16 protein-coding genes are annotated in these 17,301 nt (G+C 61.7%); 11 read left to right on the plus strand and 5 right to left on the minus strand.

The window, feature by feature from the left end; translation table 11 throughout:
* Window positions 1-443: 443 nt before the first annotated feature.
* Both BWP39_RS16745 and BWP39_RS16750 read left to right on the plus strand, forming a co-directional pair.
* A complete protein-coding gene (locus BWP39_RS16745) occupies window positions 444-890 on the plus strand; it encodes a lytic transglycosylase domain-containing protein (protein WP_096721954.1) in 447 nt (148 codons plus the stop codon).
* Window positions 891-1,091: 201 nt separating this feature from the next.
* The gene (locus tag BWP39_RS16750; protein WP_096721956.1) at window positions 1,092-2,387 is read left to right on the plus strand and encodes a GTP-binding protein; all 1,296 of its coding nucleotides are present in this window, start codon (window positions 1,092-1,094) and stop codon (window positions 2,385-2,387) included.
* A 157-nt stretch (window positions 2,388-2,544) separates the two neighbouring features.
* Here the strand turns inward: BWP39_RS16750 and BWP39_RS16755 are convergent, their stop codons facing one another.
* Window positions 2,545-2,823 carry an HU family DNA-binding protein gene (locus BWP39_RS16755; RefSeq protein ID WP_091016988.1) on the minus strand — a complete coding sequence of 93 codons (279 nt, stop codon included), beginning with the start codon at window positions 2,821-2,823 and terminating at the stop codon, window positions 2,545-2,547.
* Between the two features lie 427 nt (window positions 2,824-3,250).
* Between BWP39_RS16755 and mnmC the strand changes: the two genes are divergently transcribed.
* The 7 genes from mnmC (at window position 3,251) to BWP39_RS16790 (ending at window position 12,566) form a co-directional block, all read left to right on the plus strand.
* Window positions 3,251-5,218, plus strand: coding sequence for a bifunctional tRNA (5-methylaminomethyl-2-thiouridine)(34)-methyltransferase MnmD/FAD-dependent 5-carboxymethylaminomethyl-2-thiouridine(34) oxidoreductase MnmC (gene mnmC / locus BWP39_RS16760; protein ID WP_096721958.1), 1,968 nt, complete (start codon window positions 3,251-3,253; stop codon window positions 5,216-5,218).
* An 823-nt stretch (window positions 5,219-6,041) separates the two neighbouring features.
* A complete protein-coding gene (locus tag BWP39_RS16765) occupies window positions 6,042-7,244 on the plus strand; it encodes a cation:proton antiporter (RefSeq protein WP_096721960.1) in 1,203 nt (400 codons plus the stop codon).
* Between the two features lie 76 nt (window positions 7,245-7,320).
* Window positions 7,321-8,436 (plus strand): YbdK family carboxylate-amine ligase, encoded by a 1,116-nt coding sequence (locus BWP39_RS16770; protein ID WP_096721962.1) that lies wholly within the window; start codon window positions 7,321-7,323, stop codon window positions 8,434-8,436.
* 611 nt (window positions 8,437-9,047) lie between these two features.
* A complete protein-coding gene (locus tag BWP39_RS16775; protein ID WP_096722683.1) occupies window positions 9,048-9,692 on the plus strand; it encodes a MarR family winged helix-turn-helix transcriptional regulator in 645 nt (214 codons plus the stop codon).
* A 151-nt stretch (window positions 9,693-9,843) separates the two neighbouring features.
* Window positions 9,844-10,557, plus strand: coding sequence for a glutamine amidotransferase (locus BWP39_RS16780; protein ID WP_096721964.1), 714 nt, complete (start codon window positions 9,844-9,846; stop codon window positions 10,555-10,557).
* A gap of 134 nt (window positions 10,558-10,691) precedes the next feature.
* The gene (locus BWP39_RS16785) at window positions 10,692-11,804 is read left to right on the plus strand and encodes an NADH:flavin oxidoreductase/NADH oxidase (RefSeq protein ID WP_096721966.1); all 1,113 of its coding nucleotides are present in this window, start codon (window positions 10,692-10,694) and stop codon (window positions 11,802-11,804) included.
* Between the two features lie 255 nt (window positions 11,805-12,059).
* Window positions 12,060-12,566 (plus strand): SET domain-containing protein, encoded by a 507-nt coding sequence (locus BWP39_RS16790; protein ID WP_096721968.1) that lies wholly within the window; start codon window positions 12,060-12,062, stop codon window positions 12,564-12,566.
* Window positions 12,567-12,597: 31 nt separating this feature from the next.
* Here the strand turns inward: BWP39_RS16790 and BWP39_RS16795 are convergent, their stop codons facing one another.
* A complete protein-coding gene (locus BWP39_RS16795) occupies window positions 12,598-14,106 on the minus strand; it encodes a sensor histidine kinase (protein WP_096722685.1) in 1,509 nt (502 codons plus the stop codon).
* Between the two features lie 183 nt (window positions 14,107-14,289).
* Window positions 14,290-14,976: a response regulator gene (locus BWP39_RS16800; protein WP_075155370.1), complete on the minus strand. Its 687-nt coding sequence runs from the start codon at window positions 14,974-14,976 to the stop codon at window positions 14,290-14,292.
* 117 nt (window positions 14,977-15,093) lie between these two features.
* Between BWP39_RS16800 and BWP39_RS16805 the strand changes: the two genes are divergently transcribed.
* Window positions 15,094-15,318, plus strand: a complete 225-nt coding sequence (locus BWP39_RS16805; protein ID WP_096721970.1) for a DUF3717 domain-containing protein — start codon at window positions 15,094-15,096, stop codon at window positions 15,316-15,318.
* A 97-nt stretch (window positions 15,319-15,415) separates the two neighbouring features.
* On the opposite strand, the gene BWP39_RS16810 is transcribed toward BWP39_RS16805, so the two are convergent.
* The gene (locus BWP39_RS16810; protein ID WP_096721972.1) at window positions 15,416-15,721 is read right to left on the minus strand and encodes a 4a-hydroxytetrahydrobiopterin dehydratase; all 306 of its coding nucleotides are present in this window, start codon (window positions 15,719-15,721) and stop codon (window positions 15,416-15,418) included.
* Window positions 15,722-15,982: 261 nt separating this feature from the next.
* On the opposite strand from BWP39_RS16810, the gene BWP39_RS16815 reads away from it, so the two are divergent.
* Complete coding sequence (locus BWP39_RS16815; RefSeq protein WP_096721974.1) at window positions 15,983-16,474, plus strand: Lrp/AsnC family transcriptional regulator; 492 nt, start codon at window positions 15,983-15,985, stop codon at window positions 16,472-16,474.
* 64 nt (window positions 16,475-16,538) lie between these two features.
* Here BWP39_RS16815 and BWP39_RS16820 read toward each other — a convergent pair whose 3' ends face one another.
* Window positions 16,539-17,075, minus strand: a complete 537-nt coding sequence (locus BWP39_RS16820) for a class IV adenylate cyclase (RefSeq protein WP_096721976.1) — start codon at window positions 17,073-17,075, stop codon at window positions 16,539-16,541.
* Window positions 17,076-17,301: the final 226 nt, after the last annotated feature.

The following is a 17,301-nucleotide window of genomic DNA, read 5'->3' on the forward strand; positions in this document are numbered from 1 at the left end:
GCGATGTGGCCCAGTCCAGGTGCGTGCTACCCGATATCCTAAAAGTTTGAACAGTAGCAGCTTTTCATGTCGAATTTGTCACAAAAGAATTGACGCAGTGAAATTCCTCTAATCGTCGGTCTGTGCCGTTAAGTTATCGAAAGATTTCGAAAGTTTTCGACATCGCGATTGCCGATTTCGGGCTCGCCGTCGTTATAACAGAGACAGACGTCCGGAAGATTTCGCTTTTTCGATGCCTATGTCGGTCAGCCAACTTGACGCATGCCAGCCTGCCGGTATGATACGGGCGGTTCGGCATCGAAAGGCGTCGCTTGAACCGGGGTTTTCCCGTATTCCAGTTAGTGCGCTGCTCCAAAAATTTGGGATTTTCGAACGCGTCGCATGTTTTCCATGCATCCGGCCTGGCAATCCTGAACGTCCCACCTGGGCGTCTTATCCGATCGATGAAACTGGCTGCCTTCACCGTTGCCGCTGCGCTAGGTGCACTGTGTGCCGCCGGGCCCGCGCGCGCGGATTGCTTCGACGAGGCGGCAAACTATCAGAAGGTCAACCCGCTCATCCTGCGCGCCATCGCGTGGCAGGAATCGCATAACCGGCCGGAAGCGCTGCATAAGAACGCGAACGGCTCGACCGACTACGGCGTGATGCAGATCAATTCGATCCATCTCCCGACGCTCGCTCACTACGGCATTTCATCCGATACGCTGATGCAGCCGTGCAAGAACGTCTACATCGCCGCCTGGCATCTGCGCCAGAAGATGAACAAATACGGCAATACCTGGCAGGCGGTCGGAGCGTACCACTCGGAAACGCCTTCGCTGCGCGACCAGTACGCGAAGCAGATCGTCGCCATCCTGCAGAAATGGAACCTGTTGCAGGCGTCGCGCTGAGTAGCGTGTGATGTCGCCGGCCGATCTGAGGCTTTCCAGCTAACACCGTTCGCCGCTTATCGTGCTTATCGCGAACCGCGGGTCCGCCGGGCGGCCGCGCGGCGTTTGATGCACAATGCGGCTTCGTGCTGCCGCCGGGCGTTCCGGGTCTCATTCGCCAAGGCCGGCCGCCTCCCATTTCCTCCTGCTTTCCGTACTGCGATGAAACAGCCGCCACTGCCCGTCACCGTGCTCTCGGGTTTTCTGGGCGCGGGCAAGACCACGCTCCTCAATCACATCCTCGCGAACCGCGCGGGCCTGCGTGTAGCCGTGATCGTCAACGATCTCGCCGCCGTCAACATCGATGCCACGCTCGTGCGCGATGCCGCCGCGTTGTCGCACGTCGAGGAGCAGCTCGTCGAGATGTCGAACGGCTGCATCTGCTGCACGCTGCGCGACGATCTGCTGACCGAGATCCGGCGGCTTGCCGGCGAACAGCGTTTCGATGCCATCCTGATTGAATCGACCGGTATCGCTGAACCGATGCCGATCGCCGAAACCTTCACGTTCGTCGACGACGACGGCGTGTCGCTATCCGACGTTGCGCGGCTCGATACGATGGTGACGGTCGTCGACGCGTTCAACTTCCTGCGCGACTATGCCTGTGCCGACGCGCTCGCCGAACGAGGCCTCGCCGCCACCGACGAAGACGATCGCACGCTCGTCGAATTGCTGATCGAACAGATCGAGTTCTGCGACGTGCTCGTCGTGAACAAGACCGACCTTGTCAGTGCCGACGATCTCACGCGTCTGCAGCACATTCTTGCTCACATCAATCCGCGCGCGGTGCAGGTGCTCAGCCGGTTTGGCGTGGTTCCGCTCACCGAAGTGCTCGACACGAAACGTTTCGATTTCGACGAAGCATCGAATGCACCGGGCTGGCTCGCCTCGCTGCAACACGATCACGACCACGCGCATCACGGCGAAGCCGACGAATTCGGTATCGGCAACTTCGTTTATCGCGCGCGGCGGCCGTTTCATCCGGAACGGTTGTGGGCGCTGCTGCATGAAGAGTGGAAGGGTGTACTGCGTAGCAAGGGCTTTTTCTGGCTCGCGACGCGTAATGACATCGCAGGTTCGCTATCGCAGGCAGGCGGCGCGTGTCGCCATGGGCCGGCGGGAATGTGGTGGGCCGCGCAGGACCATAGCGAGTGGCCCGAGGGCGACGACGAGCTGCTCGCGGAAATCACCGCCGACTGGTACGGTGATCTGCACGATACAAGTATCGGTGACCGTCGCCAGGAACTGGTGATGATCGGTGTCGATATCGATCCGGCGTTGTGGCGAGGAAAATTCGATGCGTGTCTGCTGAACGACGACGAGTACGCGCAGGGAGCCGAAGCCTGGTCGCATTTCGCCGATCCGTTCCCTGCGTGGAATCTCGATGCCGAAGACGACCATGATCATGACCACGATCACGATCACGGCGATGGAGAAATCGTGCATCGGCACGACTAAAGCGACTAGACAAAAAGGGCCGGCGACGTGTGTCGCCAGTCCACATGCACACGCGGAAAAACCCGATAAAAAAATCGCCGCGCAAAAACATAAACGAAAAACGCGGACGAAAAAAAACCCGCCTGAGGCGGGCGTCAACAAAAAAGCAACCGGGTGCTTAACGCTTGTTGACTGCGTCCTTGAACGCTTTACCAGCCGTGAACTTGACAGTCTTGGCGGCCGGGATCTTGATAGTTTCACCGGTCTTCGGGTTGCGGCCCGTACGTGCTGCGCGCTTGCCCGAACCGAAGCTGCCAAAGCCGATCAACTGGACCGAGTCACCTTTCGACACAGCCTTCTTGACCACTTCAAGCAACGTGTCCAGCGTTTCACCGGTTTGAGCCTTGCTGGCGCCCGTCTGTCCTGCGACGGCGTCGATCAGTTCCTGTTTGTTCATTAAGGTTCCTTTCTGAGTTTAGGTTGACACGAACAGCGCGAACGCGCCGATTATACGTGCGCGAGCCGCGCCATTGAGCAGCGACGGCTCCGGAGGCGGTCCGGACAAACGCGTCGCGCAAAGTGATACGTGACGGCCGTGCTGCCGCTTCCCTCCGCGGCGCTTGCTATGATAGCGCAGCGCAAACCCATGCAGGATAAGGGTTTCGAAGAATTACAGCGTTCTTTGCCTGATCTCCCATGGAAAGTGCCATTTTTGACCTCGGCGGAACCCTGCTTGCTGCGCGACATCGATTTTTGTCGCCATCGGGCGTTGGTTTTTGCCAACGCAGCGCGGCCCGGATCACGCCCGTAACGCTTGAAACCCGCGCTGGCCGAGGCTTTCCCGGCAGCGTTCAGACGCCCGTTCGAGTGTTTTTTCACCACGCATGACCAACCCGCTCATCCCCGCGACGCTCGCATTTCGCGACAACGGCACACCGTTTTCGCCGCGCCACGACGACATCTATCACAGCGCCGTCGGTGGTTTAGCCCAGGCCGAATACGTGTTTCTGCACGGCAATGGTCTGCCGCAACGATGGCAGGGCCGGCGGATTTTCACCGTGCTGGAAACCGGTTTCGGCATGGGAATCAACTTCCTCGCAACCTGGGCTGCGTGGCGCGCAGACCCTGCGCGCTGCGAGCGCTTGCATTTCGTTTCGACAGAAAAGCACCCGTTTACCGGGGCCGATTTGCGAACCGCGTACGCGGCGACGGTTGCGGAAGCATCGATCGCCGGGCTCGCACAGACACTCGCCGATGCCTGGCCGACACTCGTGCCCGGCGTGCATCGACTGGAATTCGAAGACGGCCGTGTCACGCTGACGCTCGCGTTCGGCGATGCGCTCGAGACACTGCCGTCGCTGTGGCTGCGTGCCGATGCGTTCTATCTCGACGGTTTCGCGCCTGCGAAAAATCCCGAATTGTGGACACCGGCGATCTTCAAGATGCTCGCGCGTCTGGCCGGCGACGATGCGACTTTCGCCACGTATACGAGCGCCGGCGATGTGAAACGCGCGCTCACGCAGACGGGTTTCGAGTATCGCAAGGTGGAAGGCTTCGGCTGGAAACGCGCGATGCTGGTCGGCCGCTTCGCACCACGCTGGCGCGTACGCCGACATGAGCCACCGCTACCGCTGGCAGTCCGCGCGCGACATGCCGTCGTGATCGGCACGGGACTCGCGGGGTGCGCAGCCATCGAGCGACTCGCTGCACGTGGCTGGCAGATAACGTCGCTCGAGCGGCACGCCGGCGTTGCACACGAAGCATCGGGCAATCCTGCGGGTGTTTTTCATCCGCAGCTTTCGCGCGATGACAGCGGTACGTCGCGCATTACGCGCGCTGGTTTCGCGTACGCATTGCAACGCTGGATCGCACTCGAACACGCAGGCCACGATCTCGCACGCAGCACCCAGGGCCTGCTGCAACTTGCCGACGACGATGCCGAACTGCAAGCCATGACCGACGCGTTCGCTACGTTCGCGTGGCCGCGTGATTTTGTCGCACCTCTGTCGCGCGACGAAGCGCAACGTATCGCGAAGGTGCCACTCGCGCACGGCGGATGGTTCTATCCGCGCGGCGGCTGGCTCGATCCTGCTGCGCTGTGCGCAGCACAGTGCGCCGCGGCCGGCGTACAGCTCGAGCGGCGTTTTAACGTTGAAGTCGCACGGATCGAACGCAGCGGCGATCAATGGATGGTGATCGATACGTCCGGTCGCGCAGTCATCTCGGCGCCGGTCGTGATCGTAGCGAACGCGCACGAGGCCGCACGGATCACCGGCCTCCAGCATGCCGCGACACAGCGTGTGCGCGGCCAGCTCACGCTACTACCGCGCGACAGCATCGTGGCGCCACAGGTGCCGCTCATCGGTGCAGGCTACGCGGTGCCGCTCGCCGACGGCACCACGCTGACGGGTGCGACCTACAACGTCGATGACATGGACTCATTCGTGCGCGCCGCAGATCATCGCGAGAATCTCGAACGCCTCGCACAGATGATGCCGTCACTAGATCCCGCAGTGCGCGCACAGGACCCGTCCACCTTCGCCGGACGCGTCGCGTTTCGCTGTGTCGCACACGACCGCCTGCCGATGATCGGTCAGCTCGCCGACGAAACCGCCGCTACCCGCGATGCCGAGCGTCTGCGCGGCGCATGGCCACTGGATCTGCCACGCGCCGACGGTCTCTATGGCGCATTCGCTTATGGCTCGCGCGGTCTGGTGTGGGCCGCGCTCGGTGCCGAGCTGATCGCCTCGCAGATCGAAGGCGAGCCGTGGCCGATCGAACGCGATCTCGCCGACACAATCGACCCCGCGCGCTTCCTGCTACGCGCGCTGCGCCACGGCACGATCCGCTGAACCGATCCGCCTCTTTCTCGTTTAACGCGCCCCAGACTTGTCCACGCCAGGCTGTGGATAACTATCGTGAATGCACGCGCAACGCGTGTGGACTCGATGTGGACGTAAACGGGGTAACTTCGTTTCGGCACGCGACGCGGCAAAGTTATGCAAAGAAGCAAGCCACAGTCACGCACGCTTCGCGTCCGGTTATGCATTCGCCAAGCAGATGATTCATTTCGGTAAACCGGGGTTGTCCACAGAAATGCGACCCCTTTGTTAACTGCTACTACGTATACATACAGGTAAACCATTTAAACCAAAGGGCCGCACGAGCTGTCTGACGATCACAGCCGAAAAAGGCACAGCAGGTCCGATCTATCTATCTTTAACAGCGCAGCAAACCTGGACGAAACCACGTTCCATACCCGGTCGCTTTTTCCTTCAATCCAGCAAGATCACGGTTGGTTTTACCGTTTTGCAAGCGTGTTCGAGACACTTTCAGTCGAGTACGAAAAAGCTGTGGCACAATCGCCGTTCTTCCCGCGTTGCCGTTGCTTCGAGCGACGGACGCATCAACGGAACGGTTGCCGGTCAATCAGAATCTGATTCGAAAGTCGACGGCGTTCTTTTCATACGGGCCGACTGCTCCCGCTGCGCGACATCCGTTGCGACAGGCAGTGATGCAGTACCGGTGCGTTCTGTTTTCATCCGATCGTTGACAGCTCGCGATGTGGATCGGCCGCAGCGTATTTCGCCATGAACGCGGTGTACGCTCAGTCCGCCACAACGCCCCCCGCACGAGGCGGGTACAGCTGTCGCTGCCAAAGGAGAAGCCACCACGATGAAGTCGGCGTTTTCATTTTTTCCCGCGTGGCCACTCACGCCCGACGCAATTTTCTGGGCCGGTCTGGCGTTGCTTGCCGCAGGACTGTGCGGCGAACTCTGTTATCGAGCGTGGCATCTGCCGCGCATCTCTGGTTATGCGGTGATCGGTCTGATCGCCGGTGCGGCGGGCTCGGGTGTGATCGATGCGAGTGCGGCATCCGCTGCGCGGCCGCTGCTCGATGTTGCGCTCGGGCTGTTGCTGTTCGAACTCGGCAGCCGGCTCGATCTACGGTGGATGCGTCGCAACTACTGGCTGATTCTCTCGAGCTTCGCCGAGTCGACGCTGACCTTCATATTCGTCCTCGTCGTACTGCTGCTCCTGAAAGTCCCGACGATGGTCGCGATGGTGCTGGCATCGATCGCGATGGCGACGTCACCCGCGATGGTGATCCAGCTGAAGACCGAGTTGCGCGCAGAAGGTCAGGTCACGCAACGGCTGATGGCGCTCACTGCGTTGAACAGCATGTATGCGGTCGTGATCGAAAAGCTCGCTTCGAGCTGGCTGCATCAGGAGGTGTACGGCAACGTGTTCGCGACGATCCTGCAGCCGCTGTATCTGCTCATCGCTTCGTTGATCCTGGCATATGGGCTCGCACGTGCCTGTAATTTCTTCTACCGGCGCATGAACATGCAGGACGAGCATTCGTTCGTCGCACTGTTCGGTCTTGTGCTGCTGGCCATTGCCGTTGCGCATCTGTTCAAGCTGTCGACGATCCTGAGTCTGCTGGCCGCCGGCATCATCGTGAAGAATCTCGAAGCGCGTCCGCAACTCTGGCCGCAGCATTTCGGCACAGCGGGATGGCTGCTGACCGTGATCCTGTTCGTGCTGACGCTCACCACGTTCGAGTGGAAAGATATCGCGCTCGGCGGGGTCGCCGCAGTGGGATTGATCATTGCGCGGCTCATTGCCAAACTGCTCGGCGTGCTAGCCTTCGCGAAGCCGAGCGGGCTGAACTGGAAGCAGGGCGTCGCGCTCGGTTTGTCGTTATCGCCGATGTCGGCGCTTGCGTATCTGCTCGTCGACGACACCTACACGCTGTATCCGAATTTCGATCCGATGCTGCGCGCGGTCGTGATGTGTTCGATCGTCGTACTGCAGATCGTCAGCCCGTGGCTGGTGTATCGCAGTCTCGCGCTCGTCGGCGAGCGTCGCGAGTAGAGCGACGCCTTCATGTACCGTTTTGCCACGGCCGGATGTCTTCGAAACATCCGGCCGATTTGACCCAGGGAACGCCATGTCACTCGAACCCTTCGTCGATTCGAAACCGTTTACGTTCGGTATCGAACTCGAAATGCAGATCGTCAACACGCACGATTACGATCTGACCAAAGCCGGCACCGATCTGCTGCGGCTCATCAAGGATGAAAAAATTCCGGGCAACATCACGCCGGAAATCACCGAGAGCATGATCGAGCTGTCCACCGGCATCTGTACTTCGCACGAGCAGGCCGTCACCGATCTGCGCACGATCCGCGACACGCTCGTTGCAGCCGCCGACCGCCTGAACGTCGGTCTATGCGGTGGCGGTACGCACGCATTCCAGCAATGGAGCGAACGGCAGATCGTCGATACGCCGCGTTTCCAGTACCTGTCCGAGCTTTACGGCTACCTCGCGAAGCAGTTCACGGTGTTCGGCCAGCACGTGCACATCGGTTGTCCGGATTCGGATAGTGCGCTGTATCTGTTGCATTCGATGTCGCGCTTTATTCCACATTTCATCGCGCTGTCGGCATCGTCGCCGTTCGTGCAGGGTGTCGACACCGGCTTTCATTCGGCACGCCTGAACTCGGTATTCGCGTTTCCGTTATCGGGCCGCGCACCGTTCGTGCTCACGTGGGACAGCTTCGAGGAATACTTCTCGAAGATGGTGAACACGGGCGTCGTCAACAGCATGAAAGATTTCTACTGGGATATCCGTCCCAAACCGGGTTTTGGCACGATCGAAGTCCGCGTGATGGACACGCCGTTTTCCGTCGACCGCGCTGCGGCGATCGCCTGCTACATCCAGACGCTGGCGCGTCATCTGCTGCTCGACAAACCGTTGATGCCGAAAGAGGACGACTACCTCGTCTACACGTTCAATCGTTTCGAGGCCTGCCGCTTCGGTCTGGCGGGCACCTGCATCGATCCGCAGACCGGCGCGCGCAAAACCATTTCGGAAGACATCATCGAGACGCTCGAGCGCATCGCACCGCATGCGGACGCGCTCGGCTCGGGCCGGGCACTCGACGAAGTCGGCGCGATTGCACGTAGCCAGATCAACGATGCAACCTGGCTGCGCGGCGTCGTCACCGAGGAAAAGTCGTTGCACGAAGCGGTGCGGCAGCAGTGCCTGCAGTGGCGCGCGTAGCGCGAATACGCGGAAATCGTGTCAACCCCAGGTCCTGAACCCGCTTCGAGCGGGTTTTTTATTTTCGACTTTATTTCCGACAGCACCTTCCTAAGGTTTTTATAGAACTGATGTATACGTCTGTAGTAGTAGTTAACAAGGGTCGACGGCATCTGTGGACAACCTGATAATTCCCTGCAGAGTCATCACGCTGCGCGCGGCACAACCGCGCGATTCGACTGTGTGCAGACCGCGCGAAACATGGATAACCTGAGACACCCGGTCATCGCCCTGCAAGTTGTCAAGAAATCGTGCACAGGTTGTTAAGCGCTTGTTCCTGTAGTTATCCACAGATTCCGTCGGATAACTTAGCTGTACGATTCGCCGCTCTCGAATAGAATGTTGTTTCCGTACCCTGCGCGATCGTTCGAGTGGATGTGTCCCACGCGTAATGAAATGAAAGAAGCGCGAGGAAACAGTACGGTACTTTTTTGAGATACTTTTCAAATCAGTAGATGTACGAAGTCGACCCGCCCGGGATTCAGGCGGAAGTGCCCCCACCAGGCTGCCGGCGTTTTGACGCATGGCGACCGACCATGCAGCGAAAAGCTGTCAACAACCAAACAAAGATCATGAGCGAAGGCGTTTACGGAGAGCAGGCGATGGGACGTGTCACCCACAGCCTGTTACGACTGAGCACGGCCATGCGGAGCCAGGCATGGGAATGGGCGGAAGGTGCGGGTCTCACACCGACCCAGGGAGAGATCCTGGTGCTGCTGATGCAGCGCAAGGGGCCGATGCGACTTGGCGAGATCGCCCGTGAAACTGCACTGACCGCCGCTACGACCAGTGACGCGGTCAGCACGCTGGAAGGCAAGGGGCTCGTCGAAAAACGTCGTGCACTCGACGACGGCCGCGCACTGGCTGTGCGTTTGACCACACGCGGGCGCACGGCGGCAAAGCGCGCGGCGCAGTGGCCGGACTTCCTGTCGAAGGCGGTCGGCACGTTGCGCAGCGACGAGCAATCGGTTTTCTATCGCACGCTGCTGAAGACGATTCGTCAGCTCGAAGCACAGGGCCACATTCCGCTACACCGGATGTGCGTGACCTGTACGTATTTCGAGCCGAGCAAGAATCCGAAGAAGACGCCGCATCATTGCGCGTTACTCGACCTGTCGCTTGGGGATACCGATCTGCGTCTAGACTGCTCGGTACACGAGACGGCCGACGTGGCGACACAGAAAAGGACCTGGAAGGTATTCGTCCAGCCGGTCTGAGTCCGTTGTTCAGGTCTACGATCAGGTCCGTGTTTGAGTCCGCTACACTGCGACCCATAGCCGCCTTCGGGCGGCAGTCTTGCCGTGCATCCGGTTCGTCCGGTACCGCGCGGCCACCTGTCTTTTGCCAACCTGACGACGGAAGCCGCCGATGAATCCAGAAGTTCTGGCCATCCGCCACGTGCACTTCGAGGATCTGGGCAGTCTGGAACTGGTCCTCGGCGAGCGTAGCCGTCCGGTGCGCTATCTCGACGTGGGGTTTGCGCGCATCGAGGCCCCGGACCCTGTTGCACCGTCCCTGATGGTGGTGCTGGGCGGTCCGATCAACGCCTGCGACGATCTGCGTTATCCCGCGCTGGTGCCGCTTGTCGAGAAGATCGAGAAGCGGATTGCGGCAGGCCTGCCGACGCTCGGCATCTGTCTCGGTGCGCAGTTGATCGCGCGCGTGCTCGGCGCACGCGTCTACAAGGGTGCGCAGACCGAACTCGGCTGGTCGCCGCTGACGCTGACCGACGCCGGCCGTGCATCGCCGGTGCGGCATCTGGATGCGGCGCACACCTCGATGCTCCACTGGCACGGCGATACTTTCGATCTCCCGGACGGCGCGACACGTCTCGCATCGACAGCGGTGTGCGAGAACCAGGCGTTCGCGTGGGGAGATCACGTGCTCGGTTTGCAGTGTCATCCGGAGATTCGTGCCGACCGTTTCGAGCCCTGGCTGATCGGTCACGCTGCCGAAATCGCCGCCGAAGGCGCGGATGTTCTGCAACTGCGCGACGAGACGGCGCGCCTCGGACCGGCGCTCGAAGCGGCCGCGCGTCGCATGTTCGGCGAGTGGCTGGATCAGGTCGAGGCAAAGCCGTAACGCTTGCTCGAGTGCGGGTTTAGCGGGTCTATTTACGTGCTCGTGCGCCGCCCGCAGACCCGGTTCGGTGCCCTGCAGCAAATCGACCGCGGTGCTATTCTCGATCGCTCATTTGCCTTTTCGGATTTCAATCCATGAGCGCTCTGTTTTCTTCGCTCACGCTGCGCAGCGTGACGCTTCCTAACCGTATCGTTGTGTCTCCGATGTGCCAGTATTCGGCCGAGCGCGGCGAAGCCACCGCCTGGCACATGATCCACCTCGGTCATCTCGCGCTGTCGGGCGCGGGTCTGTTGTGCATCGAAGCGACGGCCGTCGAACCGGACGGCCGTATCACCCCCGGCGATCTCGGATTGTGGGATGACGTCACCGAGGCGGCGCTCAAGCCCGTGCTCGCAGCGATCCGCAAGCACTCCCCTATTCGCGTCGCGATGCAGTTGGCCCATGCGGGGCGCAAGGCATCGAGCGCCGCGCCGTGGGACGGTGGCCAGTTGATTCCGGTGGCGGACGGCGGCTGGTTGCCGCATGCGCCGTCGGCGGTACCGCACAAGGACGGTGAAGAGCCGCCGCTCGCGCTCGATGCGGCCGGTCTCAACCGCATTCGCGAAGCGTTCGCTGCAACGGCCCGACGCGCAGTCCGGCTGGGCATCGATGCACTCGAGGTTCACGCGGCGCACGGCTACCTGCTGCACCAGTTCCTGTCGCCGCTCGCGAATCAGCGTACCGACGAATACGGCGGCTCGCTTGAAAACCGGATGCGCTTTCCGCTCGAGATCTTCGACATCGTGCGCGCGGCGTTCCCCGCGGATAAACCGGTCGGCGTGCGCGTCTCGGCCAGCGACTGGGTGGACGGTGGCTGGACGCTCGACGACACGCTAGCGTTCGCCGACGAGCTGAAAAAACGCGGTTGCGACTGGATTGATGCGTCGTCGGGCGGTGTCTCGCCGCTACAGAAGATTCCGCTCGAGCCAGGTTACCAGGTGCCGTTTGCCCGCGCCATCAAGCAAGCAACCGGTCTGCCGACCATCGCAGTGGGCCTGATCACCGACGCCACCCATGCGGAGCAGATCGTCAGTGAGGGCGATGCGGACCTCGTCGCAATGGCGCGCGCGATGCTCTACGATCCGCGCTGGCCGTGGCATGCAGCGGCGCAACTGGGCGCCAGCGTCGAGGCGCCGCCGCAATACTGGCGCTCGCAGCCGCGCGACCAGAAGGCGTTGTTCGGCGAGATTTCGTTTGGGCAACGATGAGTGCGTGTTAGAACCTGTCGCTGCGCGAATATCGCGGCACATTGACCCACGCAAACCTGCACACAATGCACGCCAGTCTTATTGACTGTTGAACGAAGCCTGTCCAAGCGTGTAGGATGCCGATTGTGCCGCACATGCGGCACAGGTCGACGCGGCGCCCGCAAGGCGCCGCGTTTGCTATGCGCGGCGCGAATGCCCATGCAGTGTCGCCGTGGCAGGACTTTTCACCTCCCGTTTTTCACAAGGATTCATTCAATGGGTTCACGCAGGATCGCCGTGCGCAGTTCGGGCGTACACGGCAAGGGTGTATTTGCCACCGGAGCGATCGCGACGGGTGAACGCGTGATCGAGTACAAGGGCGAGCGGATCTCGTGGAAGGAAGCGTTGCGCCGCCATCCGCACAATCCGGCGGAACCGAATCACACGTTCTACTTCGCACTCGATAACGGCGACGTGATCGACGGCAAGGTGGACGGCAACAACGCGCGCTGGATCAACCACTCGTGCGGGCCGAACTGCGAAGCCGAAGAGATCGACGGGCAGGTGTTTATTCATGCGCTGCGCGACATCGAGGTCGATGAAGAACTGTTCTACGACTATGGTCTCGTGATCGATTCGCGGCAGACGAAGAAGCTCAAGCGCGAATACGAGTGCCGTTGCGGGTCGCGCAAGTGCCGCGGCACGATGCTCGCGCCGCCGGACAAGCCGTCGAAGAAAGACGCATCGAAAAAAGACGCGAAGAAAGGCAAGAAGAAGAAATGAGGCCATGCTGCGCGATGCGCGCAGCCCGTTGCTAGAAATCGATCGGCGCTTGGTGCGCCGATTTCTTTTCGCTGCGCCGTTCGTCGTGGGCACCGGGACCAGCACCGGCTGCGCTGCTTGCAACCAGCGGGATCCGTACGATAAAGCGCGCACCGCCCTCCGGCGCGTCCTCGTAATGCACGCTGCCGTGATGCAGCGCCATGATGTCGTGGACGATCGCGAGGCCGAGACCCGCGCCGCTGTCCACGCCACCATCGCTCTGGCCGTCGCCGCGGAAGAACCGCTTGAACAGATCCGCCTGCTGGTTCTTCGGCACGCCCGGCCCGTTGTCCTCGACGATGATCTCCGCCGTGGCGATGTCTTCAATCGATACCTGCGACACCGTCACCGTGATGCGTCCGCCGTCGAAGCGCGACGGCGGTACGTACTTCAACGCGTTGTCGAGCAGGTTCGCGATTACCTCATGCAACAGCACCGGGTTGCCGCGCGCGATCAGCGGATGGCCGTTTTCCGGGGCGTCGAGACGCTGGAAGCCAAGATCGACGTGCGCGGCGAGCGCGCGCGGCACCCATTCTGCACCGGTCTCGAATGCGAGTGTGGCCATGTCGATGCTCACGAAGCGCGCAGCCTGTTCACCCGGTTCCGCGCGCGCCAGCGACAGCAACTGGTTGGACAGCCGCACCGCGCGATCCGCCGCGGCACGCAGCTCGCGCACGGCGGCAAGCACCAGCTGCGGGTCGCGTGCGACGGCGGCCTGCTCGGCATGCAGCTTGACGGCGGTGAGCGGCGTACGCAGCTGGTGGGCGGCATCGGCGATGAACTTGCGCTGGGCATCGAGGGCGGTCTTGAGGCGCCCCAGCAGCGCGTTCAGCGCGCCTGTCAGCGGCCGGATTTCGACGGGCACATAGGTTTCGTCGACGGGCTCGAGCGAGGTGTGGGTTTGCCGGTTCAGCGAATCGGCGAGATCGGTCAACGGATTGAGCTGCTGGTTCACGACGCGCCACACGATCACCCAGCCGGCCAGCAGCAACAGCAACAGCGGCATCATGATGGCCACGAGGAATTCCGCGGCGATCTGAAAGCGGTGACGTACTGGCTGGCCCACTTCGACGACGATCGGATTGCCGGCCGACTGATCGACGCGGACCTGCGCGACGCGCACGGTAGTGCCTTCATGCTCGGTCTCGAACACATACGCGTAATGCATGCGGCGCACACTGACGCCCTGTAGCGGCAGCTTCGGATCGCCGGCAATTTCAGTTTCGCCGTCGCTGATCCGGTACACGAGTTGTTCGACGGGATCGGAGAACATCGCCTGTGCGAGCGGCGGCACGGTGATCGACGCATCGGGACCGGCGATCTGGATCTGCTTGGAGATGGCGGTGGCGAGGTCGGCCAGCGAGCGGTCGACGACATGCTGCGTGTATTGCCACGCAAGCCAGTAGGCAATCAGGCCGCTCATGAGCGCGAGCAGCGAAAGTGGGGCGGCGAGGCGGCGCAGCAGCGAGCGCCGCAAACTGTTTGCGGCTGGGTAGGGCATGGTCGTGATGAAGCTCGACAGCGGATCGTGGGATCGTGGGCGAAAGAACCGCGCTGCGTCGGCTTGTGCCGGCGCAGCGCGCAGCAAGCCTGCATCATAGCGTGCATTGCCGGGTGCGCACCGCTGCCCCTGCCTGGCGCCAGGCAGGGTGGGGCTCCGGGAAGCCCCGATACCGCGCTGCGGTCAGGCCGCCTGGCGGATTTCCTGCAGCAGGTAGCCGAAGCCGCGCACCGTGACGATTTCGACGCGGCAGCTCTCGAGTTTCTTGCGCACACGGTGCACGTAGACCTCGATCGCGGTATCGCCGAGATCGCCGCCGAAGTGGGTCAGGTGATCCTGCAACTGTGCCTTGCTGACCACGCGGCCGTGGCGCAGCAACAGCATTTCGAGCACGGCGAATTCGCGCGGCGACAGTTCGAGCGGCTTGTCGTCGTTGAAGATGCGGCGGTCGACACCCGACAGGCGCACCCCGCCCAGCGATACTTCCGGACGCGGCATATCGCCGTGCGGACCGCTACGACGCATCACGGCGCGGATGCGCGCTTCGAGTTCGGCGGGTTCGAACGGCTTCAGCATGTAGTCGTCGGCGCCGGAATTCAGGCCCTGCACACGGTCGTTCAGCTCGTCGCGCGCGGTCAGCACAATGACCGGCGTGTGCCGGTTGCTCTGGCGAAAGCGCGACAGCAGCGTCATTCCGTCGATGCCGGGCAGACCCAGATCGAGGATCACGAGTTCGTGGCGGTTTTGGGTGAGAGCCTGTTCGGCGAAGATGCCGTCGTGGACCATGTCGACCGTGAAGCCGGCTTGTTCGAGGCTGCTTTGGATGCCGCGTGCGATGGGGCGGTCATCTTCGATCAGAAGGAGTCGCATGGATTTCGCTCAAGTACAATGGGTTAGGCATATCAGGTCACGGTTCACCGCGGTGTCTGCTGCGCGGGAACCGTGCAGCGTTGCCGTACGATACGCCAGGGTGCAACCACGAGAATCATGTCCGATATTACGATCCACGAACTGGAAGCCGCGATCAACTTCTGGCGTGCCCGCTCACCTGCAAGCGGCGACGAACTTGTTCTGTGCAAGGAGGCTAGCGCGCTCTCCAAGCCCTATGCGCTGATGATTGTACAGCGTCAGAACGCGCTGGCGCGGGAACGTTTAGACCCCATCGCCGGTGATGCCTGGGATTCTTACACCCGCCTTAAGAACAGCCTGTAGAACTGAAGGTTTGCACGCCTGCCGACCTCCAAACCCCTTTCAATCCCCGTTCGCCGCATGTTCCAGCCGCGCATTGCGGGCATAACTACGCCCCGCATCAGTCCCGCGACGCCGCTTTCGCAATCCCGTCGATAAAACGCGCGAGCTTGATATCCCGTTCGGTCAGACCATTCGCCTCGTGGGTCGACAGCGTGATTTCCACCTTGTTGTAGACGTTGAACCACTCGGGATGGTGGTCCATCTCCTGTGCCTTGATGGCCACGCGTGTCATGAAGCCGAAGGCCTCGTTGAAGTCGGCGAAGCTGAACTGGCGCTGGATCGCGTCGCGGCCGGTCGCCGCATTCCAGCCGGCGAGACTCGCGAGTTGGGTCGCGCGTTCTTCGGAAGTCAGTTTGTGGATCATCGTGTCACCTGCCTGTGGTTGGATCGAACGCGCCGGTTGATTTGAGCGCACGCCCCGGGTCGTCTATTTTCACGCTTTTCCGCGCAGCCGGTACATGCCTGTTCCAGGGCGGAGGTGGGCACGTCGCTGCAGGCACCTGCCGATTCAGGTAGATTTGCAGCCTTAGAGCGGACATCGCGCTGAATGAGCACGTATTCGTCAGTTTAAAAACGATAGATGCGATTAGTTCGCATATAAACGGAAAATACGCGGAGGAGCTTCATGCTTGAACTGGATCACTTCGATCTCGCGCTGCTGGAGGTGTTGCAGCGCTTCGGCCGGGCTACCCATCAGCAGCTCGGCGAACAGGTGCCGCTGTCGCCGTCGCAGATCGGCCGCCGGCTCCAGCGGCTCGAAGCGACCGGCATCGTGGATGGCTACCGCGTCGTGCTGCGGCCGGAAAAGCTCGGCCTCGGCGTGACGGCCTTCACGAGTCTGAAGCTCGCGCATCACGGCGATTCGATCATCGAGCAGTTCCAGCAGCAGATCGACGCGCTACCGGAAGTGCTCGAGTGTCACGCGGTGGTCGGCGACGCCGATTATCTGCTGCGCATCGTCGCGCCGGACCTCGGCTCGCTGTCGTCGTTCGTGATGAAGAAGCTGATGCGCGTGACGGGCGTCGACAGCGTGCGCTCCAATATCGTGCTGACCACGTTCAAGCGCAACGGGCCGTTGCCGCTCGGTCACCTGGCGGCCGGGGCGGCGCCGGCCTGAAGCCCGGCTGCGAGGGGCCATGCGCGTTGCTGTCGTCGCGCGCGGGCCTCTCAATCAGGCTTCATCAGGCGGCCTGCAGCGGCTCCGAATCGGCGTTCAGCAAGTCCACATAAGCCACGGCCACGAGATCGGACTCCGGCACGCCGAGCTTCGCGAACATCGCGTGTGCTTCGACTTCGCCGCCTTCCTCGTCATCGTCCTGCGCTAGCAGCACTTCGAGTTCAATGAAATCGCCAAGGCCGTCGACGCGATCGAGATGAATCCGCGTGCGCCCCACGATATACACATGCCGTTCCTTGGTCACGATGCCGCGCGTCGTGAGCGCGGTGGCGAGCAGCGAGTGCATCGCTTCCGGGTTCGTCACGGGGCTGCGCGTGTAGTACGACGCCTTCGGGCCGTCGCGGTCGTCGCGCTGGTAGAAGATCAGTTCGGCAGGCGTGCCGTCATCGAACTGGCGCAATTTCAGGCGCCCACGCGGTACGTCGTAGAAAAAGTCCTGCTGGCGAAAGATCAGCGGTGCTTCAGGCGAGAGTTCAGCGGCGCGGGCGAGAAGCTGGTCGAACTGCCGTGCGCGGGCCTTGATTTCGATGTTGCGTGCCATGTGAAGCTCCTGATGAAACGACGGACGATGGATGGCTGAACCGCAGCGCTCACGACAACCGGGCGAGTTATGCGGACTGGATCCGGGAGTAAAAACGGCAGCACGGCGTCGAGGCGCCGTGCACAAAGTCTGAATCTAGCAAAAAGCGCGTGACGGTGTTGTTACGCTCGCCTTTATCAGCGCTGCTCATATTGCCTGTGGTGTTGCGGCTCGCTCCGTCACGCGT

Source organism: Paraburkholderia acidicola, assembly GCF_002362315.1.
Taxonomy (GTDB): domain Bacteria; phylum Pseudomonadota; class Gammaproteobacteria; order Burkholderiales; family Burkholderiaceae; genus Paraburkholderia; species Paraburkholderia acidicola.